General features: G+C 36.7%; 21 protein-coding genes and 2 tRNA genes. 9 read left to right on the top strand and 14 right to left on the bottom strand.

Translation table 11 applies throughout. The features are described from left to right. Window positions 1-16 precede the first annotated feature (16 nt). A complete protein-coding gene (locus DUT69_RS16575) occupies window positions 17-532 on the top strand; it encodes a hypothetical protein (protein WP_113654375.1) in 516 nt (171 codons plus the stop codon). Window positions 533-632: 100 nt separating this feature from the next. Here DUT69_RS16575 and DUT69_RS16570 read toward each other — a convergent pair whose 3' ends face one another. From DUT69_RS16570 to DUT69_RS19310, 4 genes are all read right to left on the bottom strand, one after another. Beyond that, complete coding sequence (locus tag DUT69_RS16570; protein WP_113654374.1) at window positions 633-1,370, bottom strand: head GIN domain-containing protein; 738 nt, start codon at window positions 1,368-1,370, stop codon at window positions 633-635. A 100-nt stretch (window positions 1,371-1,470) separates the two neighbouring features. After that, entirely contained in the window at window positions 1,471-3,126 is a 1,656-nt protein-coding gene (locus DUT69_RS16565) for a M1 family metallopeptidase (protein ID WP_113654373.1), read from the bottom strand. Window positions 3,127-3,132: 6 nt separating this feature from the next. Next, a complete protein-coding gene (locus DUT69_RS16560) occupies window positions 3,133-5,004 on the bottom strand; it encodes a CocE/NonD family hydrolase (RefSeq protein ID WP_113654372.1) in 1,872 nt (623 codons plus the stop codon). Window positions 5,005-5,097: 93 nt separating this feature from the next. Next, window positions 5,098-5,271, bottom strand: a complete 174-nt coding sequence (locus DUT69_RS19310; RefSeq protein WP_162796345.1) for a hypothetical protein — start codon at window positions 5,269-5,271, stop codon at window positions 5,098-5,100. Window positions 5,272-5,629: 358 nt separating this feature from the next. Here DUT69_RS19310 and lpdA point away from each other — a divergent pair, with 358 nt between their 5' ends. From lpdA to DUT69_RS16545, 3 genes are all read left to right on the top strand, one after another. Then, a complete protein-coding gene (lpdA, locus tag DUT69_RS16555) occupies window positions 5,630-7,036 on the top strand; it encodes a dihydrolipoyl dehydrogenase (RefSeq protein ID WP_113654371.1) in 1,407 nt (468 codons plus the stop codon). A gap of 155 nt (window positions 7,037-7,191) precedes the next feature. Continuing rightward, window positions 7,192-8,373 (top strand): serine hydrolase domain-containing protein, encoded by a 1,182-nt coding sequence (locus DUT69_RS16550; RefSeq protein WP_113654370.1) that lies wholly within the window; start codon window positions 7,192-7,194, stop codon window positions 8,371-8,373. Between the two features lie 78 nt (window positions 8,374-8,451). Then, window positions 8,452-9,633 (top strand): MFS transporter, encoded by a 1,182-nt coding sequence (locus DUT69_RS16545; protein WP_113654369.1) that lies wholly within the window; start codon window positions 8,452-8,454, stop codon window positions 9,631-9,633. A gap of 174 nt (window positions 9,634-9,807) precedes the next feature. On the opposite strand, the gene DUT69_RS16540 is transcribed toward DUT69_RS16545, so the two are convergent. The 7 genes from DUT69_RS16540 to DUT69_RS16510 form a co-directional block, all read right to left on the bottom strand. After that, window positions 9,808-10,356 (bottom strand): hypothetical protein, encoded by a 549-nt coding sequence (locus tag DUT69_RS16540; protein ID WP_113654368.1) that lies wholly within the window; start codon window positions 10,354-10,356, stop codon window positions 9,808-9,810. Then, a complete protein-coding gene (locus DUT69_RS16535; protein WP_113654367.1) occupies window positions 10,343-10,825 on the bottom strand; it encodes an RNA polymerase sigma factor in 483 nt (160 codons plus the stop codon). The genes DUT69_RS16540 and DUT69_RS16535 overlap by 14 nt, the downstream gene beginning before the upstream one ends. Window positions 10,826-10,841: 16 nt before the next feature. Then, complete coding sequence (locus DUT69_RS16530) at window positions 10,842-11,033, bottom strand: hypothetical protein (RefSeq protein WP_162796344.1); 192 nt, start codon at window positions 11,031-11,033, stop codon at window positions 10,842-10,844. 286 nt (window positions 11,034-11,319) lie between these two features. After that, complete coding sequence (locus DUT69_RS16525; RefSeq protein WP_113654365.1) at window positions 11,320-14,490, bottom strand: efflux RND transporter permease subunit; 3,171 nt, start codon at window positions 14,488-14,490, stop codon at window positions 11,320-11,322. A 78-nt stretch (window positions 14,491-14,568) separates the two neighbouring features. After that, the gene (locus DUT69_RS16520) at window positions 14,569-15,633 is read right to left on the bottom strand and encodes an efflux RND transporter periplasmic adaptor subunit (RefSeq protein ID WP_113654364.1); all 1,065 of its coding nucleotides are present in this window, start codon (window positions 15,631-15,633) and stop codon (window positions 14,569-14,571) included. A gap of 31 nt (window positions 15,634-15,664) precedes the next feature. Next, window positions 15,665-16,990 (bottom strand): TolC family protein, encoded by a 1,326-nt coding sequence (locus tag DUT69_RS16515; protein WP_240186744.1) that lies wholly within the window; start codon window positions 16,988-16,990, stop codon window positions 15,665-15,667. Window positions 16,991-17,027: 37 nt separating this feature from the next. Next, window positions 17,028-17,654, bottom strand: a complete 627-nt coding sequence (locus DUT69_RS16510; RefSeq protein WP_162796343.1) for a TetR/AcrR family transcriptional regulator — start codon at window positions 17,652-17,654, stop codon at window positions 17,028-17,030. A gap of 368 nt (window positions 17,655-18,022) precedes the next feature. Between DUT69_RS16510 and murB the strand changes: the two genes are divergently transcribed. From murB to DUT69_RS16490, 4 genes are all read left to right on the top strand, one after another. Continuing rightward, the gene (gene murB, locus DUT69_RS16505; protein ID WP_113654361.1) at window positions 18,023-19,036 is read left to right on the top strand and encodes a UDP-N-acetylmuramate dehydrogenase; all 1,014 of its coding nucleotides are present in this window, start codon (window positions 18,023-18,025) and stop codon (window positions 19,034-19,036) included. Between the two features lie 152 nt (window positions 19,037-19,188). Further along, window positions 19,189-19,719: an RNA polymerase sigma factor gene (locus DUT69_RS16500; RefSeq protein ID WP_113654360.1), complete on the top strand. Its 531-nt coding sequence runs from the start codon at window positions 19,189-19,191 to the stop codon at window positions 19,717-19,719. 128 nt (window positions 19,720-19,847) lie between these two features. Next, a complete protein-coding gene (locus DUT69_RS16495; RefSeq protein ID WP_162796342.1) occupies window positions 19,848-20,528 on the top strand; it encodes a lycopene cyclase domain-containing protein in 681 nt (226 codons plus the stop codon). Beyond that, on the top strand, window positions 20,528-20,761 hold the full coding sequence (locus DUT69_RS16490; RefSeq protein WP_113654358.1) for a cytochrome b5 domain-containing protein: 234 nt from the start codon (window positions 20,528-20,530) through the stop codon (window positions 20,759-20,761). The genes DUT69_RS16495 and DUT69_RS16490 overlap by 1 nt, the downstream gene beginning before the upstream one ends. Before the next feature lie 53 nt (window positions 20,762-20,814). Here DUT69_RS16490 and DUT69_RS16485 read toward each other — a convergent pair whose 3' ends face one another. From DUT69_RS16485 to DUT69_RS16475, 3 genes are all read right to left on the bottom strand, one after another. Further along, complete coding sequence (locus tag DUT69_RS16485) at window positions 20,815-21,561, bottom strand: AAA family ATPase (protein ID WP_113654357.1); 747 nt, start codon at window positions 21,559-21,561, stop codon at window positions 20,815-20,817. A 103-nt stretch (window positions 21,562-21,664) separates the two neighbouring features. After that, window positions 21,665-21,738, bottom strand: a tRNA-Asn gene (locus DUT69_RS16480). Between the two features lie 85 nt (window positions 21,739-21,823). Next, window positions 21,824-21,897: transfer RNA gene (locus DUT69_RS16475), tRNA-Asn, on the bottom strand. Window positions 21,898-22,042: 145 nt separating this feature from the next. Here DUT69_RS16475 and DUT69_RS16470 point away from each other — a divergent pair. Next, window positions 22,043-22,966, top strand: coding sequence for a PfkB family carbohydrate kinase (locus tag DUT69_RS16470; RefSeq protein WP_113654356.1), 924 nt, complete (start codon window positions 22,043-22,045; stop codon window positions 22,964-22,966). Window positions 22,967-22,979: the final 13 nt, after the last annotated feature.

The following is a 22,979-nucleotide window of genomic DNA, read 5'->3' as shown; positions in this document are numbered from 1 at the left end:
AGCAACAACTATTTAAATGAAAACATTTGAATTTAGACAGAACGACCTAAAGCGTGGAGTGCCTTTTGCTATTGGCTATTTTGTATTGTTAATTGTGGCCTGTTACTCAATATTTGGTGGCTTATTTGGAATGGCAAATGCCCTAGATAATTTTGGAAGTGCAAAACTGGCTGGTATTGCGGTTGCGCTTGCCGTACTTACGCCATTTATCATTATTTTAAAATTAATTATGCCAAAGGTTACGGTAGAATTAGGTTCAAATAATCTAACTATAAGCGATAAGAACAACCAGAAAGTGATTTTTTATAATGAAATTTTTGCATTGCAACTTAACATGAGTAATTTAAATAAGTTAGATATTATGGATCAGCAAAATAACGTATTAGGTTTTATTCACCCCCAAAATAACCCAGAAATTTTAGCTCAAGTTATAAGCGAAATTTCAAATCATATTGAGTTTACGAAGCTAAAAGGAAGCAAGAAATACTTTGGAAATAGTATTGACACTACGCTTTACAGCAGAAGTATTTAAATAAGGTTACGGTTTCCCATATTTATAAAAGTTGGCATAACAAAAAAAGCTTCCCGAATGATCAGGAAGCTTTTTTGTTAGTGTTGGCTTTTAAAAGCGATTATATTTTTCTTACGCTTCCAGAACCTATTACAGTTTGTTTAACTTTTGGATCTCCGCTATAATTTATGGTGCCAGAACCACTAATCGTAGCACTAATACTATCTTCAACATTTGCATAAACCGAACCAGAACCGCTAACTACAGATGATAAGTTGCCAACGTTAAATCCTTTTTTAGTCAGTGAGCCAGATCCGCTGATATTTACGCTAGCGTTATCTGCACCGCCTGATATATTTAAATTACCAGAACCACTTACGTTAGCCACAAAACCTTCTACATTAATATTAGCGGTTATGCTTCCCGAACCGCTTAAATTTACATTCAAACTCTCGGTAGCAATTTTGTTGGTTACATTCATTTTTCCATCACCACTCATGGTTAAGCTTCTAAGCGTTTTTGCCGAAACATAAGCCGTAATTTTTTTATTCTCATATTTTTTTGCCCAACTGGTCCAGCTGTTTTGCGGTCTGATGATCAAAATGTTTTTTCTCACTTCGGTAATCAAGGTAGAGATCGCATCGGCATCGCCTTCAAATCTTAAGCCTTCTGTATTACCTAATGTAACAATAACCGTTATTGGTCCACCTGCAGCAACTCCGTTAAAATCTCTAACATCCCTGTCTTCTTTTTTATTTTTAGACACGCTAATGTTTATCGGGTCGTTTGCTAAAAGTGGTTGTATGCCTAGGCAAGTAAATGCTATAATTAAGCCAAATGATAGGAATATTTTCTTCATGATTTTATTATTTTCTTATAAGACGTTGTTTGTTTACGAAAAGTTGCACGACCGGGAAAATAATTAGCTGATTGGAGAATCTGCTAATTAGCTAATCCTATTACTCTCCCTTTTTAACTTTTACGTAAAAATTTGGCTCAGTTTTAAAGCTATCCATATTCACAGAAGCATCTATTTTTGTAGTTTTCCAGTCGTTTGTAGGCGAAATGAGTGTATACTCATCCGCTTTTAGCGAGACTTTAACTGGCATATCAAAATCCTTTACATCGGTAATCCAACGGTAAGACAATTCGCCATTGTTGATTTTGTACTCCAAAACCGGAATTTTTGAATAGCGCAGGTACTGATCAAAAACCTTGTCGAGTTTTAATCCACTTTGTTTGATTATGTATTTTTCTACCGCTTCGCTTGTAGTGGTTGTATGATAAAAAGTTTTGTTGATACCACGCAAAATCTGCCTAAATTTCTCATCGTTGTTTACTAGCTGGCGGATAGTGTGAATTAGATTTGCACCTTTCGGATACATATCGCCACTACCTTCTACATTAACATTGTATGGGCCAATCATGGGCGTTCGGTTTCCAATTCCTCTACGCAAGCCAATAACATATTCTTCGCCCGCTTTTTTACCTTGAGTATACTCAGTAAATAAAGCTTCAGAATAAGTGGTAAAACCTTCGTGCACCCACATGTCGGCAATGTCTTTTGTAGTTACGTTATTCGCAAACCATTCGTGGCCTGCTTCGTGTACGGTAATGTAATCCCATTTTAACCCGTGCCCGGTGCCAGACATATCGCCACCTAAATACCCTTTTTTAAACTGATTGCCGTAAGCAACAGCACTTTGATGCTCCATACCTAAATGTGGCGCTTGCACTAACTTAAAGCCATCTTTATACCAAGGGTAGGGCCCGAACCAATGTTCAAAAGCCTTTAACATCGGTTTTACGTCGGCATCCCAATGCGGACGTGCTTTGGCGCTATCTTCCTTTAGCGACCAATAATCGATAGTAAGATTGCCGTCTTCTCCGGCAAAATTGTCTGTCCAATGAGCGTATTTGCCAATATAAAAAGTAACGTTGTAATTGTTTATCGGATTAGAAACAAACCAATTGTGCTGTCTATAACCATCTGGTTTGTCAACAATGTTTCTTAAGCGACCGTTAGAGACTTCGTTTAAATCTTTTGGAACCGAGATGCTAATTAGCATGCTGTCCACTTCATCGCTCTGGTGATCTTTTGTAGGCCACCAAACACTTGCACCTAAGCCTTGGCAAGCCACCGAAACAAATGGATTGCCACCTTTATCCTTTTTAAAGATGAAACCGCCATCCCAAGGTGGGTTTTTAGCAACTACTGGATTTCCGCCGTAAAAAACGGTGAATTTATCTTTCGCTCCTTTTTTTATTGCCTTAGGAAAAGTTAAAAAAACCGCATTAAATTCTCTTGTGAAAGGAATCGAAGCACCTTTGTAAACTACTTTTTCTATTTGCAGATTTTCGAAAAGATCGAATTGTAGGTTGGTAAAATCCTGTGTAGCAGTAAAAGCAAATTCGTTACTGCCACTTACCGATTTTTCTTCAATGTTAATTTTAACATCTAAATGGTAATAGTTAATGTCGTAACAGGTACGTAAAGGCGTTAACATTCCCCTTAAGCTATCTGCTCTCGAGTAAGCTTTTTTGTTAGTAAGCAATTGAGCGTTTGCAGTTAAACTGCAAGCGGCCATCAAAAGCAAAAAGCATATTTTTTTCATTTTATGTTATGGTTTTAAAACTTCTACAGTTAAATAAGAACTGTTGTTTACGTCATGATAGATTCTGTGTGTGGCTTTCTGAAAATCTTCTGGATTTGCCTGGTAAATATCCATAAATTTTTGAGGATTTCTATCTGCTAATGGGAACCACGTGTTTTGAATTTGGATCATTATTTTGTGCCCCTTTTTAAAAGTATGCGCTACATCTGGTAAGGCATAATTTACTTTGGTAATAGCATTTGGTATAAAGGCTTCAGGTTTTTCGAAGCTATTGCGATATTTACCTCTCATAATTTCTCCACGTACCAACATTTGGTAGCCACCCATTATAATATTTTTAGGATTTGGAACCGGATTTGGTTCGTCTTCGGGATAAACATCAATCAGTTTTACTACATAGTCGGCGTCTGTTCCGGTAGTTGAAACTACTAAATTGGCTAACAAGGTTCCAGTTAGGGTAATATCTTCCGTTAGTGCATCGGTTTGATAAGTTTTTACATCTGGTCTTCTAGCCGCAAAACGCTGATCATCTATCATGTATTCTCGCGTTCTTCTTTCTTGTACACCGGCTTGGTAGGGAACCGGATTGTTCGGATCGCTTATATATTCGGTCCAGCTATCGGTTCTGCCAACTTTTTCGAAAGATAATTTGCCGTTAGGCTGTAGATACAAGTTTCTGCTTTCTGTAGTTGCAGGTGGCCATTTGTCGAATTTTTTCCATTGATTGCTTCCCGTAATAAAGATATTTGCTTCGGCAGCATCGAATTTTCCTTCGCCCTTTAGGTAAAATTTAAAGAATGGTAATTCTAATTCTTGTTGGTAATAGGTACTAGTTGGCTGCCCAAATTTGATGTCGCCAAAATAAGAACCATCGCCGCGTACCCAACCACCATGAAACCAAGGACCAGCTACTAAAATATTTTTGGTGTTTGGATTCTGTTTTTCGATGGCCTTATAGGTTGCAAATGTTCCGTAAGCATCTTCCGCATCAAAGAAACCACCAACTACCATAACGGCAGGTTTTACATTGGTTAAGTGTGGCGTAATTAACCTAGCTTTCCAAAAAGTATCTAAGTTTGGATGTTTGAAAAGATTGTTCCAAAAACGGATGCTGTCGCCAAAATATTTTTCTTTTAGGTTTTTAACCGAACCTGCTTCCAGATAAAATCTGTAGCTGTCTTTTATAGGGAATTTAAAAGGTTTTGGACCTTGATCTGGTGTAATTGGTTTAGGGCGAGGAACACCAAAACTACTCATGAAGCTGAAGGCATCATTCAAAAATAGCACGCCATTATGATGAAAATCATCACCGATAAACCAATCTGTAACCGGTGCCTGTGGCGAAACTGCTTTTAAAGCAGGGTGCGCATTTGGTAAGGAGGTTGTAGAATAAAAACCTGGGTACGAGATGCCAGAAATTCCGGCTTTGCCGTTATTATTTTTAATGTTTTTTACTAACCAATCAATCGTATCATAAGTGTCGGTGCTTTCATCGATATCTTTTTTACCTTTTTTGGTGGTTTGCGGCCTAATGTCGTCAAACTCGCCTTCGCTCATCCATCGGCCACGTACATCTTGGTAAACGAAAATAAAACCTTCACGCATTAGGGCGGGAAAAGTTCCCAGGCTTAACTTGTATTTGTCTTCGCCATAAGGTGCAACGGTGTAGGGCGTGCGACTAATCAAAAATGGATATTTTTTACTTTGATCTTTTGGGAGATAAATTGATGTAAATAGTTTTATACCATCTCTCATGGTAATCTGTCGTTCTATTTTGGTGTAATGACTACGCACATAGGCGGAATCTGTTTCTTGAGCGAAAGTACTTTCTGTTAAAAAGAGCGAAACAAAAAGAAAGGCGAGTAAAATACGTTTCATTTGGTTAATTGTTTGGTTGTATGAATATATATTCGGGGTTAGGGTTGATTTAAAAAAAGAAAAGCTTCCCGTCTGAGAAGCTTTCTTAAATTTTTAGTGACCGCCGTCTGACGTGTTAACAGGTTTGCGGAATATAAATCCGAAAATAAAATAAATTAAGGCGATAACGTACCAAGCAATGGCATAAATATCATTAAAAACCAATGCTCCAAATAGTAATGCAGCTACGCCCACTGCAAAAAACGGAATATTTCTTAAACTTATCATATTCAAATATAAGCATGTAGTTTTTATTGCACAAACTTTGTTAAATAAACGGGATTGAAACGGAAATACTTTTTGTTTCGATGCGCCATCAACCCCATCGGTTTTTTAGCCTAGCGCAGATGGAAACCCATGGGGTGTTGCAATAACTCTCACAAAAAGATTGAAGTATAAAGCCCGACTTTCGGCACCGATGAAATACAGCCTTTGCTTTTCAAACCCTTAGTTGCATCTCTGTTTTTAGCAAAATGGATGTTAATTGGAGCGGAAATTAGCAAGATTTTACAATCTACAGTCATAATTCGTCAATCCAAAATCGTAAATTATTAATACATTTGCTTTAACAAAAAAATCTTTCGATATGCAATATGACGTAGTTGTTATTGGCTCGGGTCCGGGCGGTTATGTAGGTGCCATTCGTTGTGCACAATTAGGCTTGAAAACAGCAGTAGTAGAAAAATATAAAACTTATGGCGGTACCTGCTTAAATGTTGGCTGTATTCCGTCTAAGGCTTTGCTAGATTCTTCTGAGCATTTTCACAATGCAGCGCACAGCTTTACTACACATGGTATTAACCTAAAAGATTTAAAGGTTGATATGAAACAGATGATTGCTCGTAAAGACGATGTTGTTTCGCAAAATACGGCTGGTATTACTTATTTGTTCAAGAAAAATAAAATTGATGCTTACGAAGGTGTTGGTTCTTTCGAAGATAAAAATACCATTGTTGTTACTAAAGCTGATGGATCTACCGAGAAATTAACGGCTAAAAATGTAATTATTGCTACAGGTTCTAAACCTACTGCATTGCCATTTTTGCCAATCGACAAGAAACGTATCATTACTTCTACAGAGGCATTAAATATTAAAGAAGTTCCTAAATCAATGATTGTTATTGGTGGAGGTGTAATAGGCTTAGAATTAGGTTCTGTTTACGCTCGTTTAGGTACTAAAGTTTCGGTAATAGAATATATGCCATCTATTATTGCTACTATGGATGGTGGTTTAGGTAAAGAATTGCAGCGTGTTTTAAAGAAATCTTTAGGCATGGAGTTTTTTATGGGCCATAAAGTTACCGGCGCAACTACAAAAGGTAAAACCGTTACCGTAACCGCAGAAAATGCAAAAGGCGAAGCGGTTAATTTTGATGCTGATTACTGCATTGTTGCCGTTGGTAGAACTGCTTATAGCGAAGGCTTAGGCTTAGATAAAATTGGAATTACTGTAGAGGAAAGAGGGAAGAAAATTCCGGTTAATGCACATTTAGAAACTGCTGTTAAAGGTGTTTATGCCATAGGCGATGTAATTACCGGTGCTATGCTAGCACACAAAGCAGAGGATGAAGGTATTTATGTGGCAGAAACCATTGCCGGACAAAAACCGCACATTAATTATAACTTAATTCCGGGTGTGGTTTACACTTGGCCAGAGGTTGCTTCTGTTGGTTACACCGAAGAACAGTTGAAGGAAAAAGGTATGAAGTATAAAGCTGGATCTTTCCCTTTCAAAGCAAGTGGCAGAGCTAAAGCAAGTATGGATACTGATGGTTTTGTTAAAGTTTTGGCCGACGAGAAAACGGATGAAATTTTAGGTGTACACATGATTGGCCCTCGTGCTGCGGATATGATTGCAGAAGCTGTTGTTTCAATGGAATTCCGTGCTTCAGCAGAAGATATTGCAAGAATTTGCCATGCACACCCAACTTACACCGAAGCTTTAAAAGAAGCTGCGATGGCTGCAACTGAAAATAGGGCGATACATATTTAATAGTCTAGAGTCTAAAGTTCGAAGTCTAGCGTATTAGAAATAAAAAGGCCAGCATTTTGCTGGCCTTTTTATTTTTGCAATTAAGCCAATATTAAATTTTTGTAACAATTTGTAATTCTTAACGTTTTCTAATCTCGATACGTATTTTAGCAATAATGAGAGCAACTTTTTTCTTAGTCATTTTTCTACTTTTTCTTACCGCCTGCGTTCCACTTAGATCTGTTAGGTATTTAGTTCCCGATGCTAGCGATAGCGCTAAATTTAATAACCTAACCATTCAAAAATCGGCTACGCCGTTTCGTTTTAAAAATGCATATCCAAATACAAATTATAGCGCTTTAAAAAAGCGAATTGATAGTTCGATAATTGCCACCAAAACAAGTGTTTTTTTGGTTATTAAAAATGATAGCATTATCTATCAATACCTTTCTGATGGGAATACCATAGATGCAAAGCAACCTAGTTTTTCCATGGCCAAATCTTTTGTGGGCACTTTAGTTGGTATTGCGGTAGATCGCGGTCAAATAAAATCTACTGACGAATTGGTGATTAACTACCTGCCCGAATTGGCTAAAAACGATGAGCGTTTCAATCGACTTACCATTCAGCATGTGCTGGATATGAGAAGCGGATTTAGATTTACCGAACGAGCCTTTAACCCATTTTCTAAAATTGTACGTAGCTATTATGGAGCCGATTTAGAAAAAATGGTGCGTAAGATGAAAATGAAAACCGAACCTGGCAAAACTTTCGAGTATCAAAGTATAAATACGCAGGTATTAGCTATGGTTTTAGAAAAGGCAACGGGTAAAAAACTACAGACCTTATTTCAAGAGAACTTATGGCAACCTTTAGGCACAGAAAGCGATGCGCTTTGGAGTTTAGATAATAAAGATAACGTAAAAGCTTTTTGCTGCATAAATGCTACTGCATTAGATTTTGCAAAATTGGGCAGATTATACCTTAAAGGTGGAAATTGGGAAGGAAAACAAATCGTTTCTAAAAAATGGGTTGATGCTACTACACACCCAGATTCTTTAACCAGCAAACGTTATAAAAACCAATTTTGGGCATGTCGAGATTTTAGGTATTTTAAGGATTCTGTTGGCGCTGCAAATCAGTTAGAAAAAGACCAAATGGATTATCGAATAGAGAAAAATCCTGACGGCAGATATTTCTACGCCCAAAAAGTTTACGACTATAAAGCGCAAGGGATGTTCAATCAGTCGGTCTACGTAAATCCACAAAATAACGTAATTATCGTTCGGCTTGGAGGTCGCCAGAAAAAAATCAATTTCCACGGTTTCGTGCAAGAAGTTGGCAGATCTATAAAGTAACATATTTTACAAAACGATTGCTCGCTTTATGTGCTAATTTACCGAGATTTGCCTCGCTCTTGTAAAATATTAAAATCTATGTCAGCTTCGCTTACCGAATTAGAATATGCTTCTGAAATAAAATATAGTCCTAAAAGAGTTAGGTTAGCGGTTTCGTTATTTTACTTTGGGCAAGGCGTTTGTTTTGCTTCTTGGGCAAGTAGAATCCCCGATTTAAAAGCAGCAATGAATTTGTCTGATGCAGCATTAGGCAGCATACTGCTTGCTTTACCACTTGGTCAGCTATTAACAATGCCTATATCTGGTAGGCTAACTGCCATATTTGGTAGCAGAAGAATGTTAACTATTGGCGGTCCGTTGTATGCTTTGGCGCTTAGTATTTTAGCTTTCGCTACGGCAGGTTGGCATTTGGGTATTTTCTTGTTTTTGTTCGGTATTGCGGGCAACATTTGCAACATTGCGTTAAATACACAAGGTGTTGCTGCAGAGCGATATTACGGCAAGCCCATTATGACATCTTTTCACGGTGCTTGGAGCATCGGCGGTTTTTCTGGGGCTTTAATCGGCCTGCTTATGGTTAACTTAGGTTTTACGCCCCTTGTACATTTTGTAATTATTGCGGCTATTGTTTGGCTGCACATCTTTATAAATTACAGATTTTTAGTTCCAGGCGAAAAATCAACCGAAGCTAAAAAGACGAGTTTTTTTACAAAGCCACAGGGCGTTTTAGTGCAACTAGGTATAATTGGTTTTTGTAGCATGGCAACCGAAGGAGCCATGTTCGACTGGAGTGGTGTTTACTTTAAGGAAATTGTAAAAGCGCCTACGCAACTGGTAATATTAGGTTACGCATCTTTTATGGTGATGATGGCAACGGGCCGTTTTATAGGCGATAAAATAATAGGTAAGTACGGTAGAAAACGCTCGCTACAAGTAAGTGGAGTAATCATTTCTTTCGGTATGTTTCTTTCGGTAATTTACCCGCAAATTGTACCGGCAACCATTGGCTTTATGTTGGTGGGTATTGGCGTTTCGGGTATAGTGCCTATGGTTTACAGCATAGCAGGCAGCAACACCAAAGTTTCTCCGGGTATTGCCTTAGCCATGGTTTCTGGGGTTAGCTATTTCGGCTTTTTAATGGGGCCTCCGTTAATCGGTTATATCTCTGCGCTTTCTAGCTTGCGTTACTCTTATGCGGTAATTGGTTGTTTTGGCCTGCTTATTACGTTTTTAGTTGCTAAAATTAGCGCTATTAAATAGTTTAATTTTTTGTAAACGATTGGAATTTGCGTTTGGCAATTTCTGTCCCGTTTTCCGTTGCAAATTTTGCTTATTGGTCTTCGACAAGCTCAGACTGCCAATAATCAAAAGTTTTTCACTTTAACCGGGTTTATATAACAAAGGTGGTGGTAAATTATACTATTTTTTATAAAATTAGGCGTTCTCAAATTCCATAAGTGTTGTTTTAATTTTTCTTATTCTATTTACCCAAACGCTATTTAAAAAGATAAGTTGCATTGTAAAAATGATCACTATCAATCCAATTGCCCACCATTTATTTGCTGTGAGTTGAATGCCATTGGTAAAAAAAATACCCATACCAGCAATAAAAACGATTTTGGCAATAAGCGTTTCTAATTGATACGATTTTAATTTAACGGCAAAACGTTTTAAATCTTCCAAAACGTTTTCACTAGCCCTAAATATCTGTTGTAATCTATATCCTTTAAGGTGATGCAGCATATTTATTGAAATGGCAAAAACCAATGCTAAATTTGCTAAAGAGCTTTTTTTTGCTCCATCAAACATAGTATAGTAGCAGACTAAAAAACTGGCAAAAGCAAATAACTCAAAAAATGCCTGTTTTTTAATAGCATTTAAAACAGGATGATTTTGCTCTTTGAGCATTTTCGTTAATTCAATATCACTTTTGTGTTGAATTGGTATTGTTTTCCAAATCGATTTTAGCTTATCTTTTTCCATTTGTTAAAATTTGGTGTAGTTTGTTTTTAATTCGGGTAATTTTTACGCCAACGTTGTTTTCAGTAATACCGATAATGGCTGCAATTTCCTGATAACTCATTTCTTCCAAATACAGTGCAATTATGGCTCTATCAGCTTCATTTAACTGTTTAATAGCGGCTAGTAAATGTTGTTTTTCATCTTCTTCGAAAGTGGAGGTTTCTGTAACGGTATCTGGAATTTCTGATAAAAAGTCGATGTTGGGTTTGCGTTTTCTAAACGAGCTGATTGCTGTATTTAAAGCAATACGATATAACCAAGTGCTAAATTTGGCATCGCCTCTAAAAGAAGCAAAACCCTTCCAAGCTTGGTAGGTAATTTCTTGAAATAAATCTTCATAATCTTCCCTGTGATTGCAATAAATGCTGCAAACCTTACCTATAATTCCTTGGTTTTGGGAAAGCAATTGAAGAAATTGGGTTTCACTCATCGATTAAATTATCTTTTTAATTTAAGGATTCGATTTTCTTTTTTAGAATTTGTAAGCTATCTAAAATAATGATTTGTTTTTTCTCTAATCTGTTTATTCTTTGAGAAAGTTCTGCATCTCTTAATTGAGCCCTTCCATCTGGCGAAGATGTTTTTTCGCAACTGATAAACAAGGTTATGATGATGGCGATAAGAAGTTTGATTTTCATGGTCTCTGCTTTAATTTGAACTGATGTTGTTTTTAACATTAGTAGCAGGTTATTAGAAAAACTTACATCTAATAGAATTTTTTTAAGTAGAGCAGGTTTAAGTTAACTAAACGGGATAGCAACGGAAATACCCCGATTTTTCTTCGGGGATTGAAGTGGATAGCCCGGCTTAAATAACAGACTGACCACGAAATTTGCTTTTCGAATAAAAAACATGCTCTAAAACAAAAGCGACCGTTTAAATTAATAAACGGCCGCTTAAGCATTTTTTGGGAAAAATTATCTTTTAGTGGTGTTGTTCCCACTCATTTACTTCTTTGTGCTCGTAAGGTTCAGCTATCGCTTCTTCAATAGTCTGACCTTTTTTATTGAAACCAAATCTCTCTAACAGGTTATCGAAAATTTGATACATTACTGGTACAACTACCAAGGTTAAGAAGAGCGAACTTGTTAAACCTCCAATAATTACCCAGGCCAAACCGTTTTTCCAATCGGCACCAGCACCACTTGCTAATGCAATAGGCAACATACCGATAACCATGGCAATGGTGGTCATTAAAATTGGACGTAAACGAGCGTGGTTGGCCAAAATTAAGGCTTCATGTGTAGATTTTCCTTGCGCTTTCATTTGGTTGGTAAAATCGACCAAGATAATAGCGTTTTTAGCTACCAAACCCATTAGCATAATAAAACCGAGGATGGTGAAGATACCCAAAGCGTTGTTGGTTAAAGCCAATGCTAGCAAGGCACCAATTAACGCCAGCGGTAGCGAGAACATTACCACAAACGGATAAACAAAACTATCGTAAAGAGCAACCATAATTAGGTAAACCAAAACAATAGCAGCTAATAAGGCGATACCTAAAGTACCAAAACCTTCGCTTTGGTTCTCTTGATCACCGGCCCAGTAGAAGCTAATGCCGGCAGGTTTTTTCATTTTATCTAAAGCTGTTTGGAAATCTGTTACAACAGAACCTGTTGGTCTGCCCACAGTTTGCGCTTTAACGGTTACCGAAGTAGATTTGTTTAAACGCTCTAATAAACTTGGTCCAGAACCTTCTTTAATATCTGCAAATTGAGAAAGCTTAATTTGTTGTCCAGCCTGGTTTACGAATATTAGGTTTCGTACATCGTCAATATCCTTACGATCGAAATCTTGATATTGAATATTGATGTCGTACTCGTATTCGCCCTGGCGGAATTTACCATCGGTATTACCAGCAAAAGCAGTTTGCATGGTAGAACCTACAGTTGATAAATTTAAGCCTAATGCCGACATTTTATCACGGTCTACTTTTACGTTAATTTCTGGTGTTCCTTTTTCTACCGAAAGCTTGGTTTGCGTAGCTCCAGGGATTTTTGCTAAAACGCCAGCCGCTTTCTCTGCAAAAGCCATAACGCTGTCTAGCTCAGAGCCCATTACCACAAATTGAATAGGAGAGTCGTCGGCTGTGCCTAAAATACCTATCGGCACGGTTTTGATTTTTGCACCTACCAATATTTTCTCTAGCTCACGGGTGTAAGTTGTAGAAATAATATCCGAAGATTTATTGTCACGCTCTGGTTTCTCTACCAACTTAATGTTAATCTCTGATTTATAAGCGGTAGCAGTTGTACCTCCCATACCTTCACTAGATTGACCAACGGTGGTAATCATCTGAACAACTTCTTTTTTCTCGCTTAGGTAGTTCTCCGCTTTTTGGGTATAAAGGTTGGTTTGCTCTAAAGAAACATCTTTAGGCATCTCAATTTGTAGTAAGAACTCACCTTTATCAGATTTAGGGAAGAACTCGAAACCGATATAACCGCCTGCTAATAATCCGCAAGAAGAAAGAAGCAACACAAACATCGAAACCAATGTAATTGCTTTGTTTTTAAGTGTCCACTCTAATAATCCAGTAATCCAGTTCGTAAATTTTTGCAGTTGTTTTTCGAACCATAAAATGAATTTACCAAAAGCATTTTTACCTTCTATACGTTCTAGCTTACCGTAACGAGAGAAAATTAACGGAACGATTGTAAATGAAGCTACCAATGATAATAGGGTAGAGATGATTACCACCACACAGAATTGGCGTAAAATGTTAGCCACCATACCCGTACTAATAGCAATAGGGAAGAACACTACCACAATTACGAAAGTGATGGAAACTACGGTAAAACCGATTTCACGTGTACCATCTATAGCAGCACGAACTTTGTTTTTACCCATCTCCATGTGGCGTTGAATGTTCTCCAAAACCACAATCGCATCATCAACCAAGATACCCACCACGAGCGATAAACCTAGTAAAGACATCAAATTTAAGGTGTAACCAAATAAACTGATACCGATAAAGGTTGCAATTAACGAGGCCGGAATGGAAACCATTACAATAACCGCATTACGCAAGCTATGTAAGAAGAAAAGCATTACAACTGCTACCAGTATAATTGCAATAATTAAATCGTGGATTACAGCATCTGCAGATTCTAACGTATAAACAGAACTATCGTTTACAATTTTAATATCCAGACCTATGTTTTTATAATCTTCTTTTAGTTTTGCAATGGTCTCTTTTGTGCCTTCACTTACCGTTACTGCGTTAGCATCACTTTGTTTAATAATTTGTACCGCAATTGAGTTACCTCTGTTGATACGGGCAATTTTTTCAGTTTCTTTTTGTGTATCCTGAATATCGGCAATATCTCCTAAGCGGATTTGAGCACCATCTTTACCTGTGCTTACTACCAAACTACGCATTTCTTCTACGTTGGCATATTTACCAGATAAACGCACCAAAATGTCTTGTGCTTTAGTTTTTACACTACCCGTAGGAAAATCTAAGTTAGAAGCTAAGATAGCTTGTTGTACTGCAGGTACAGATAAGCCATAACCTTGCATTTTTTTAGCATCTAAGGCTACTTTAATTTCACGCTCTGCACCACCAATTAGGTTTACTTGTGCTACACCAGATACACGAGAAATGATCGGCGCAATACGTTTGTCCATTAAATCGTAGAACGAAATATCGTCCATGTTACCCGATGCAGACATCGTGATTACAGGGAAATCATCTAACGAGAACTTACTTAACGATGGTTGTTTAACATCGTCTGGCAAATCGGCTAAAATTGCGTTTACCTTTCTTTGCGCATCGTTAAGGGCGATATCTATTTCTGCTTTATCAGTTAAGGTTATAATAACAACCGATAAACTTTCGTAAGAGTTTGCGTTAATTTTCTTGATGTTTTCCATCGAAGAAACCGCGTCCTCGATTTTTTTGGTTACGGTACTTTCAACCTCATTTGGCGAAGCACCGGGATAAATAGTAGAGATAGATACTACGTTTGGAGAGAACTTTGGCAAAAGCTCATATCCTAACGAGAAATAACTCAGTAAACCTAGCAAAGTAAGTGCGGTAAACACTACAATTACCAATGAAGGTCTTTTTATGGATATATCAGTGATTTTCATTTTCTATTTATTGAGATGTTAGAAGTTAGATATGAGAGATGAGAACCGGTCTCAAATCTCATATCTCAAATCTGTTTTTTACTTAATAATACTAACAGGAGTGCCTTCGGTCAAGTTAATTTGACCACTAGTAATCACTGTTTCTCCTTCTTTTAAGCCTTCAAGAACTTCTACGTTTTCTCCCAAAATACGTCCAGAAACAACTTTGCGTATTTCGGCGGTGTTTTTAGATTTGTTTAAAACATATACCTCATTGCTACTTACACTACCAACAAAAGCAGTACGTGGTACCAAGATTGCTGGTGCTTGTTTAGGGAATTTAAACAATGCTGTTCCGTACATTCCTGCTTTTAAGCTGGTTTTAGCATTGTTCGTTACTTCAACCTCAATCGGGAAGTTTAAAGTTTCATCAGCTTTTGCTGCAATAAAAGTTACTTTTCCAGAAAATTTTTCAGTTGGGAAAACCGACGATTGAATTTGAACAGCATCACCAATTTTTAAGTTAGCAACCTGACTTTCGTTAACGTTTACTTTCAATTTCAATTTAGAAACATCAACCAACTCGAACAATTGCGTTCCAGGAGCTACAACAGCACCAACTTCAATCATTTTTTTGTTAACGATACCATTAATAGATGAGCGAATGTTAGCATCATTTAACTTACGTTGTTGTTGCTGTAAACGTAGTTTTGCGTTTTCTGCAGTAAGTTTAGCTTGATCTAACTGTTGTTGGGTTACACCACCTGTTTTAAAAGAACTTTCGTAACGAGATAAATCTCTTACGGCATTTTGGTAAGTTGCTTCGGCCGTTTCTCTATCTGTATTTAAAATCTCCGCATCAATTCTTGCTAAAACAGTTCCTTTGCTTACTCTGCTACCTTCTTCAACATAAATCTTGCTAACGCGACCTGAATTTTCAGCGCTAAAGTTTAATTCCTGGTTTGGTGCAAAGTTTCCGTTTGCTGTAAAATCAAGATCAATCTCTTTACGGGCAACTTCTGCAGTTTTAACGGCAACAGATCCACTACCTTTAGCAATAAAAGCTGTAGTTTCTTCACTTTTCTTTTTGTTATTGGTTAATACATAAGCAATAAGACCAAGTACGGCTATTACTACGACTACTATAATTATTATTCTTTTCATTTTCTGTTTATTTATTTCTTCAACTACAGTTTTATTGTATTAGAGATTTGATGTTTCCGTTTGATTTAATTAGTTGTATTTCGGCAATTTTATAATTTAGCAAAGCTTGTGTATAGCTATTTTGCGCTTCGGTAAGTGAGCTTTCTGTATCCAATAAATCGGTTAAAGTAGCTAAGCCATTGTTATAATTGTTTTGCGTACTTCTGTAAATCTCGTCAGCCAATTCAGCATTTTTCTTTTGCGCTTTTATAGTATTTAAACTATTGCGCAACTGAATTTTGGCATTCTCGTAAGCTAGGTTTAAAGAGTTAGTCGTTTCTTTTCTATCTTCTTTTGCTTTCGCGATATCTACATCTGCCTGGCGAACTTTAGAGCGAGTTAAAAAACCGTTAAAGATTGGTACTTTAAGCGTTAAGCCAATGGCTGATGAACCAAAGCCAATTGCCGAGGCATTCGTGGTCAAAAAGTCGAAACTGTTGCTCTGGCTAGAATAGGTATAATTTCCTGTAAGTGCCAAACTTGGATAGTATTCTGCAACATAAGCTTTTCTTTGTAACGATAGTAATTTGTCTTGATTGTTTAAAAGCTTAATCTCTGTTCTGTTAGCCAAACTAATAGAATCTGTAAAAACCGGAAGTTGAGTAACTTCGGTAAGTTCAGTAGCAGGTAAAATAATTTCATTATTAACCGGCATACCCATAGAGAATTTTAATTGGTTTTCTAACTGCGTAATTGCATTTAAAGTTTGCTCGCGTTGGGTTTCTAAATTGGTTAGGTTTACTTTGATACGATCAACATCAATCTTTTTGGCAAGTCCGTTTTCGTATTGATTGTTAATGATTTTCTCGATAACCTTTACGTTTTTTATGTTTTTGTCAATTACGTTCAATTGCTCTCTGTTAACCAATACTTGATAGTAGTTGTTGGCAACCAGTTCTAAAATTTGTTCTTCTGTTAATTGAGAAGTGAGGTTGTAATATTCTTCACTAGATCTGGCAGCTTGTAAACCAGTAAAAACCTGTTGGTTAAAAAGCTGTTGCGAAAGTTGTAAGCCAGCTGTAGAATTCCATTTCTGGCCAAATTTTAATGTTTGCAATTGTCCACCAAAATCTACTACCTGCTGGCCGATTATTGCATTATAGGTTAAGCCAACGTTGCCGCTAAGTTGCGGTAAAGCCTGCGCTCTAACTTCCTGTACTTTATATCTTCCGCCTTCTATGTCTAATTTCGATTTGCGCACTTTAGTATTTTGTTGCAAAGCGAAAGTTAAAGCGTCTTTTAAAGTTAATGGCTGTTGCGCTACAACAACCTTTGGCAAAACAGCAACCGTTAATAGGATGACTAATAATTTTACCATATTTATTTTAAGCATATGTATTGTGTTTTTAAGGTTTTTAATTTTTGGTTTTTTCTAGTGTTTGTTGTTTGTAGTTTTTTAATAGGTTTAGGCCTTTGTCGTTGCAAATACCATATAAAAAATGTTCTGTAATTTCTATCATCACTTGGGCAATATTGTACTTGTCCATAATGTAATGGCTGTGGTTATTAAAAATAATCTCTACATGGTCTAACCTCAACTGCGTTAAAATATCAATCTTAATATCTTCTCTGTATACGCCTTCGGTAATTCCACGCTCTAGGTTTTTACGTATCGATTTTCCTAAAGCTTTTTCTTTAAACTCCTTAAAAAATATCCAAGCTTGCGGATGGTATTTTTGTAAATCGTAAAACATTTTTGGATTCATGTTTGCCAAAGACTGGTTCATGCTAACCAAAGAATAAAAAATCTCCTCAACAGCGTTATCTGCATTTTTAGCAGATTCTTGCGTAAGGCATTCTTGGCAGTTTAGCCTGTCCTCAATTAAAATGTTCACCAATTCATTTTTATCGCTAAAATGTTGGTAGATGGTTTTTTTAGAAATGCCCAAATGTTTGGCAATATCATCCATCGTAACACTTTTAAAACCATACTGGCAAAAAAGTTTATCGGCTTCCTCTACAATGTATTCCTTTACTTCCAATTTTTTTCTCCCTTTGTGTTTTTTAGAAATTAATTAACTCCAAAGTTTTCTGATTAAAATTTTAATCTCTTCGGCTATTGTAATTTCTGCTTGATTAATATCCATGGCGTTTCATCTAAATTGCGGGCAAAACTATGGAAACTTTTTTTAATTCCAAAGTTTCCTGTGAAATATATTTTTTGTTCTTTAATTATGTTATTTCTATGATAATCGCTAGCAAAGTACGGTTCAACGAGGTTTTTTAACTATAGAAAATCGGTGAATAGAGGATTTATCTAGGTGAAAATGATAGATAGTAACCCTGAGCAAAGCGGCTTTTTATCGTTTTCAATCATTTTTTATAAATACATTTGTACAAAATCGTACGCATGTTTAGTCTAAAACAAAATGTTTCTTTAAAACCTTACAACACTTTTGGTATTGATGTTAAAGCCAATTTTTTTGCCGACATCTACTCGGTAGATGATTTAATGAAGCTATTTACCAATTCTGCAATAGAAGGCAAGAAGTTGCTGATTTTGGGCGGCGGTAGTAATATGCTTTTTACCGAAGATTTTGATGGCGTTGTTGTTAAACTAAGCATACCAGGCATAAATTACACTACGCAAGGCGATGAAATTATTGTAACAGCCGGTGCAGGGGTAGTTTGGAATGATTTGGTAACCTTTTGTGTAAATAACGGCTTCGCCGGATTAGAGAACCTTACATTAATTCCGGGTACTGTTGGCGCATCACCTATACAGAACATAGGTGCGTACGGTGTAGAACTGAAAGACGTTTTTTTATCATGCGAAGCTTTTGAAATTGCTACCCTTAAAACTAAAATGTTCAGTTTTGAAGACTGTAAGTTTGGTTATAGAGACAGTGTATTCAAAAATGACTTAAAAGGCAAATACATTATAACACAAGTTAGTTTTCGTTTAACGAAAATTGCAAACTTACAAACACACTATGGCGCCATTACCGCCGAGCTAACTAACAGAAATATAATAACGCCAAATATTGCCGACGTGTCTGCAGTTGTTGCGGCTATTAGGGTGAGTAAATTGCCAGATCCTAGTACAATTGGCAACGCTGGTAGCTTCTTCAAAAATCCGGTTATAACAGAAGCACAGTTTCAAGAACTAATTCAAAAATTTCCAGATGTAGTAAATTATCCAGTGCAAAACGGTGTTAAGTTAGCAGCTGGCTGGTTAATTGAGCAGTGTGGCTTTAAAGGAAAAGTAGTTGGTAACACCGGAACTTGGAAAAATCAGGCTTTGGTTTTGGTAAATCATGGTAATGCAAGTGGACAAGAGGTGTACAGTTTTTCAGAACAGATTATAAATTCTGTGCATACCAAGTTCGGCGTAATGTTAGAAAGAGAAGTAAACATTTTGTGACATGCGTTTGAAAGCGTGTTGAAGCAGTTTTTTAGTTTAAATTAAATTCTCCATTTTTTTGGTATTATAGTTGTATAAGTTTTGATATAACAGAATTTGCTAGGAACCACCAACAGCAAAGGTTCTTTTTTAAAACTTAAAACTAAAAAACTATGACACAGCTTCAATTTAACCACCAATTGAATGATTATTCTGGCTCGTTGCACTCATTCGCTTTAAATTTTACAAAAGACGTAGAAGATGCTAACGATTTGGTTCAGGATACGATGCTTAAAGCCGTAACTTATTACAGTAAGTTTAAAGAAGGTACAAACCTAAAAGGATGGTTATTTACGATTATGCGTAACACGTTTATTAACAATTACCGTCGTATGGTTAAAACAAATACTTTAATCACACAAAGCGAAGACATTTCTTCTGCAAACCTGCATTACAGTGCTACTAGAAATGCTGTAGAGAGCAAATTTGTAATGACGGATATACATAAAGCGCTAGCAACCCTTCAGCCTGAATATTATGTGCCATTTATTAAATATTTTGAAGGATTCAAATATCATGAAATTGCAGAAGAGTTAGCAATTCCGATTGGAACGGTAAAAACCAGAATCCACGTAGCTAGAGGTATTCTAAAAAAATATTTAAAAACTTATAACAAAGATTTATCTGTTGCTGCAGAAGCATAGAAAATAATTACATCAACATATATCTATGTAAAAGGCCACGAATTTTGTTCGTGGCCTTTTTACGTTTAAAGTATTTGCTGAAACACTAACAAAAAGACTACTTTTGGCAAATAATTTTGCACAAGCTAATGAACTACATATTCCTTTTAATAAATATTTGTCTAATTCTATTTCCGTTCTTGCTAGCTTTTGATAAAGTAAATTTGGACTATAACACTATTAAAACTACTGTGTTGCCTAGTTTTGCTGTTGCCTTATTATTTGCCGGCGTTTCAATTTTTTTAACCGATTTTGCCGTATTTAAATTTAATGCACCTTACACTTTAGGTATCAATATTAGGAAAGTACCTGTCGAGCAATTACTTTTTAACTTTAGTTTGGTATTTGCAAGCTTAAACTTGTATCGTTACTTAAATTCAAAATTTCCAAATAACGAAGGACAGAAATACAGTTTGGCCATTAGTAATGCCTTAATTGGTATTTGCGTAGCTTTTTTGTTTTTTGCACATACAAAATCCTATCCAACAATTGTATTTGGCATATTAATTCTGCTGTTACTATTTGTAGAGTATTTTAATCGATTAAGGTTTATGTACCGGTTTTACCGTGGTTTCGTGGCGAGTTTGGTTTTGTTCTATATCGCCTACGGCATTTTGTGCAATATTCCAATTGTAGCTTACGAGCGCAGGGAGACAGTTGCTTTAGAATTCGCAAATATTCCCCTGGAAAATCATTTTTGTTTGATGGCAATGTTGCTTTTAGGTACTTATTTGCTTGAACGTTTTAACTATAAGCCCGCAACAAAGTGATGGATTTACTAAGTTATACCAAGCAACAACTCGCTTTGCGCAACGGACAAGATAAACCGCAAATTTGGGTAGCTTACAAAGGTTTAATTTATGATGTTGGTGCTAGTAGACTTTGGAAAAACGGTAAACATTACGAGCATTGGGCTGGTCAGGATTTAACTAAGGAACTTGCCGATGCACCGCATACCGAAACTGTATTTGAGAAGTTTGAAGTGGTAGGGGTGTTGTTATAGAGTTGAAAGTATACAGTTGATAATAAGGGAGTTAACTTTGAGCATTAAACTAGTTAGTCTTCATTACTAAATAAAAATCTAAAATAAGCATCTGGGTTGTTCAAGAAATTCTTAGTTAGGGTGTAATGTTCGGTTGCTTCGTAATCTACAGATTGAATACCGTCCTCATCAAAACTGAAAATGTCAGCTCCTGGATAGCACAGTAGCATAGGGGAGTGCGTGGCAATTAAGAACTGTGCTCTGCCAGATTTCTCTAATTGATTAATGATCGTCATAAAACTTAAAATTCTAGCTGGCGACAAAGCTGCCTCGGGCTCATCGAGGATGTAAATGCCTTTTTCAAATTGATTAGCGAAAAGCGCTAGGAAGGATTCTCCGTGGGATTGGTGGTGCAAAGATTTGCCACCATAAGCTTCATAAAATTTTTCTGGGTTTAGTTCTTTCGCTATTTCATCTATATAATCTGCGAAATTGAAAAAACTTTCTGCTCGCATAAAAAAGCCATTATTTAACCGCTTAGGCGTCCAAACCAATTTGGTTTGTTCGGTAAGTTGACTTTCATAGCCAGTAAAGCTTGATCCAATATTTAAGTTATGGTTTTTATTGCCTCCTCTTAAACTAAAGCCTATAGTTTCGGCAACAGTTTCTAATAAAGTTGATTTACCCGAACCATTTTCGCCAACGAAAAAAGTAACGTTGTTACGCAATTTTAGCTTTACACCGTTTTTAAACGATGGAATGTTAAACGGATAATCGTTGATGTTGAAACTCGGGATATTGATCTCGCTTAGAAAAGGCATGTTTAAAAATAGCAATACCTTTTGAATATAGATAGAAGAGATTAATTATGGAGCATAAAAAATCCCCACTCTTTTGGAGTGGGGATTGGCTTGAGCTATCAAGCTCCCTCTGCTGGGCTCGAACCAGCGACCCTCTGATTAACAGTCAGATGCTCTAACCAGCTGAGCTAAGAAGGAATATTTATTCTGGTTATTGTAATGCTGCCAAACTCCTTTGGCAATGTTTTCATAAAAAATCCCCACATTACTGTGAGGATTTTTGCTCCCTCTGCTGGGCTCGAACCAGCGACCCTCTGATTAACAGTCAGATGCTCTAACCAGCTGAGCTAAGAAGGAGTGCTGGTTGTTTCCCGAAAACGCCTTTGGAATAATGCAATTAACAAAATGCCTTGTTCGTTTTGGGAATGCAATATTAGGGCTTTTAAATTATTTATGCAATATTTGCAGTGAAAATTTTTAAAAAAAATTAAACAAGATATATATGAGCTTGATAATCATAGGTACTGTGGCTTTTGACGCCATTGAAACACCTTTTGGAAAAACGGATAAAATTGTTGGCGGCGCTGCAACTTACGCTAGTTTGGCAGCATCTTACTTCTATAATAAAACAAAAATTGTTGCTGTAGTTGGCGATGATTTCAAAAAAGAAGACATCCAAACTTTAAACGACAAAGGTGTAGATACCGAAGGATTGCAAATTAAAGCTGGAGAAAAATCTTTCTTCTGGAGTGGCAAATACCACAACGATATGAATAGTCGTGATACTTTAGTAACAGAACTAAACGTTTTAGAACACTTCGACCCAATTATTCCAGAAAGCTACCAAGACTGCGAGTATTTGATGTTAGGCAACCTTACGCCACAAATACAGCAAACCGTTATTAAACGCCTTAAAAATCGCCCTAAATTAATCGTTCTAGATACGATGAACTTCTGGATGGACATTATGATGGACGATTTGTTGGAAACCATTAAAATGGTTGACGTTCTAACCATAAACGATTCTGAGGCTCGCCAACTTTCTGGCGAATACTCTTTGGTTAAGGCAGCTAAAAAAATCCTTACCATGGGCCCTAAGTACCTTATCATCAAAAAAGGAGAACACGGCGCACTGTTGTTCCACGAAGACAAAATTTTCTCTGCTCCAGCCCTTCCTCTAGCAGATGTTTTTGATCCGACTGGCGCTGGAGATACTTTTGCTGGTGGTTTTATCGGTTACTTGGCACAAGTTGGCACCGTAAACTTCAACAATATGAAAAACGCTTTAATTTACGGTTCAGCATTAGCGTCGTTCTGTGTAGAAAAATTTGGAACAGAGCGTTTACTTTCGCTAAGTCAGGAAGATATCGCTTTGCGTTTACAGCAATTTGTAAACTTAAGTAGCTTTGAAATTAAACAGAGTTAATCTCGTTTTCTGA

Origin of the sequence: Pedobacter namyangjuensis, from assembly GCF_003313325.1 — a bacterium.
Lineage (GTDB): Bacteria > Bacteroidota > Bacteroidia > Sphingobacteriales > Sphingobacteriaceae > Pedobacter > Pedobacter namyangjuensis.
Note: the sequence above shows the minus strand (reverse complement) of the source record. Positions and strands in the feature narration are given on the sequence as shown.

What these genes read in the sequence shown, in the direction of transcription:
- DUT69_RS16575 (WP_113654375.1), top strand. Translation starts at nt 17, where the DNA reads ATGAAAACATTTGAATTTAGACAGAACGACCTAAAGCGTGGAGTGCCT.
- DUT69_RS16570 (WP_113654374.1), bottom strand. Translation starts at nt 1,370, where the DNA reads ATGAAGAAAATATTCCTATCATTTGGCTTAATTATAGCATTTACTTGC.
- DUT69_RS16565 (WP_113654373.1), bottom strand. Translation starts at nt 3,126, where the DNA reads ATGAAAAAAATATGCTTTTTGCTTTTGATGGCCGCTTGCAGTTTAACT.
- DUT69_RS16560 (WP_113654372.1), bottom strand. Translation starts at nt 5,004, where the DNA reads ATGAAACGTATTTTACTCGCCTTTCTTTTTGTTTCGCTCTTTTTAACA.
- DUT69_RS19310 (WP_162796345.1), bottom strand. Translation starts at nt 5,271, where the DNA reads ATGATAAGTTTAAGAAATATTCCGTTTTTTGCAGTGGGCGTAGCTGCA.
- lpdA (WP_113654371.1), top strand. Translation starts at nt 5,630, where the DNA reads ATGCAATATGACGTAGTTGTTATTGGCTCGGGTCCGGGCGGTTATGTA.
- DUT69_RS16550 (WP_113654370.1), top strand. Translation starts at nt 7,192, where the DNA reads ATGAGAGCAACTTTTTTCTTAGTCATTTTTCTACTTTTTCTTACCGCC.
- DUT69_RS16545 (WP_113654369.1), top strand. Translation starts at nt 8,452, where the DNA reads ATGTCAGCTTCGCTTACCGAATTAGAATATGCTTCTGAAATAAAATAT.
- DUT69_RS16540 (WP_113654368.1), bottom strand. Translation starts at nt 10,356, where the DNA reads ATGGAAAAAGATAAGCTAAAATCGATTTGGAAAACAATACCAATTCAA.
- DUT69_RS16535 (WP_113654367.1), bottom strand. Translation starts at nt 10,825, where the DNA reads ATGAGTGAAACCCAATTTCTTCAATTGCTTTCCCAAAACCAAGGAATT.
- DUT69_RS16530 (WP_162796344.1), bottom strand. Translation starts at nt 11,033, where the DNA reads ATGAAAATCAAACTTCTTATCGCCATCATCATAACCTTGTTTATCAGT.
- DUT69_RS16525 (WP_113654365.1), bottom strand. Translation starts at nt 14,490, where the DNA reads ATGAAAATCACTGATATATCCATAAAAAGACCTTCATTGGTAATTGTA.
- DUT69_RS16520 (WP_113654364.1), bottom strand. Translation starts at nt 15,633, where the DNA reads ATGAAAAGAATAATAATTATAGTAGTCGTAGTAATAGCCGTACTTGGT.
- DUT69_RS16515 (WP_240186744.1), bottom strand. Translation starts at nt 16,990, where the DNA reads ATGGTAAAATTATTAGTCATCCTATTAACGGTTGCTGTTTTGCCAAAG.
- murB (WP_113654361.1), top strand. Translation starts at nt 18,023, where the DNA reads ATGTTTAGTCTAAAACAAAATGTTTCTTTAAAACCTTACAACACTTTT.
- DUT69_RS16500 (WP_113654360.1), top strand. Translation starts at nt 19,189, where the DNA reads ATGACACAGCTTCAATTTAACCACCAATTGAATGATTATTCTGGCTCG.
- DUT69_RS16495 (WP_162796342.1), top strand. Translation starts at nt 19,848, where the DNA reads ATGAACTACATATTCCTTTTAATAAATATTTGTCTAATTCTATTTCCG.
- DUT69_RS16490 (WP_113654358.1), top strand. Translation starts at nt 20,528, where the DNA reads ATGGATTTACTAAGTTATACCAAGCAACAACTCGCTTTGCGCAACGGA.
- DUT69_RS16485 (WP_113654357.1), bottom strand. Translation starts at nt 21,561, where the DNA reads ATGCCTTTTCTAAGCGAGATCAATATCCCGAGTTTCAACATCAACGAT.
- DUT69_RS16470 (WP_113654356.1), top strand. Translation starts at nt 22,043, where the DNA reads ATGAGCTTGATAATCATAGGTACTGTGGCTTTTGACGCCATTGAAACA.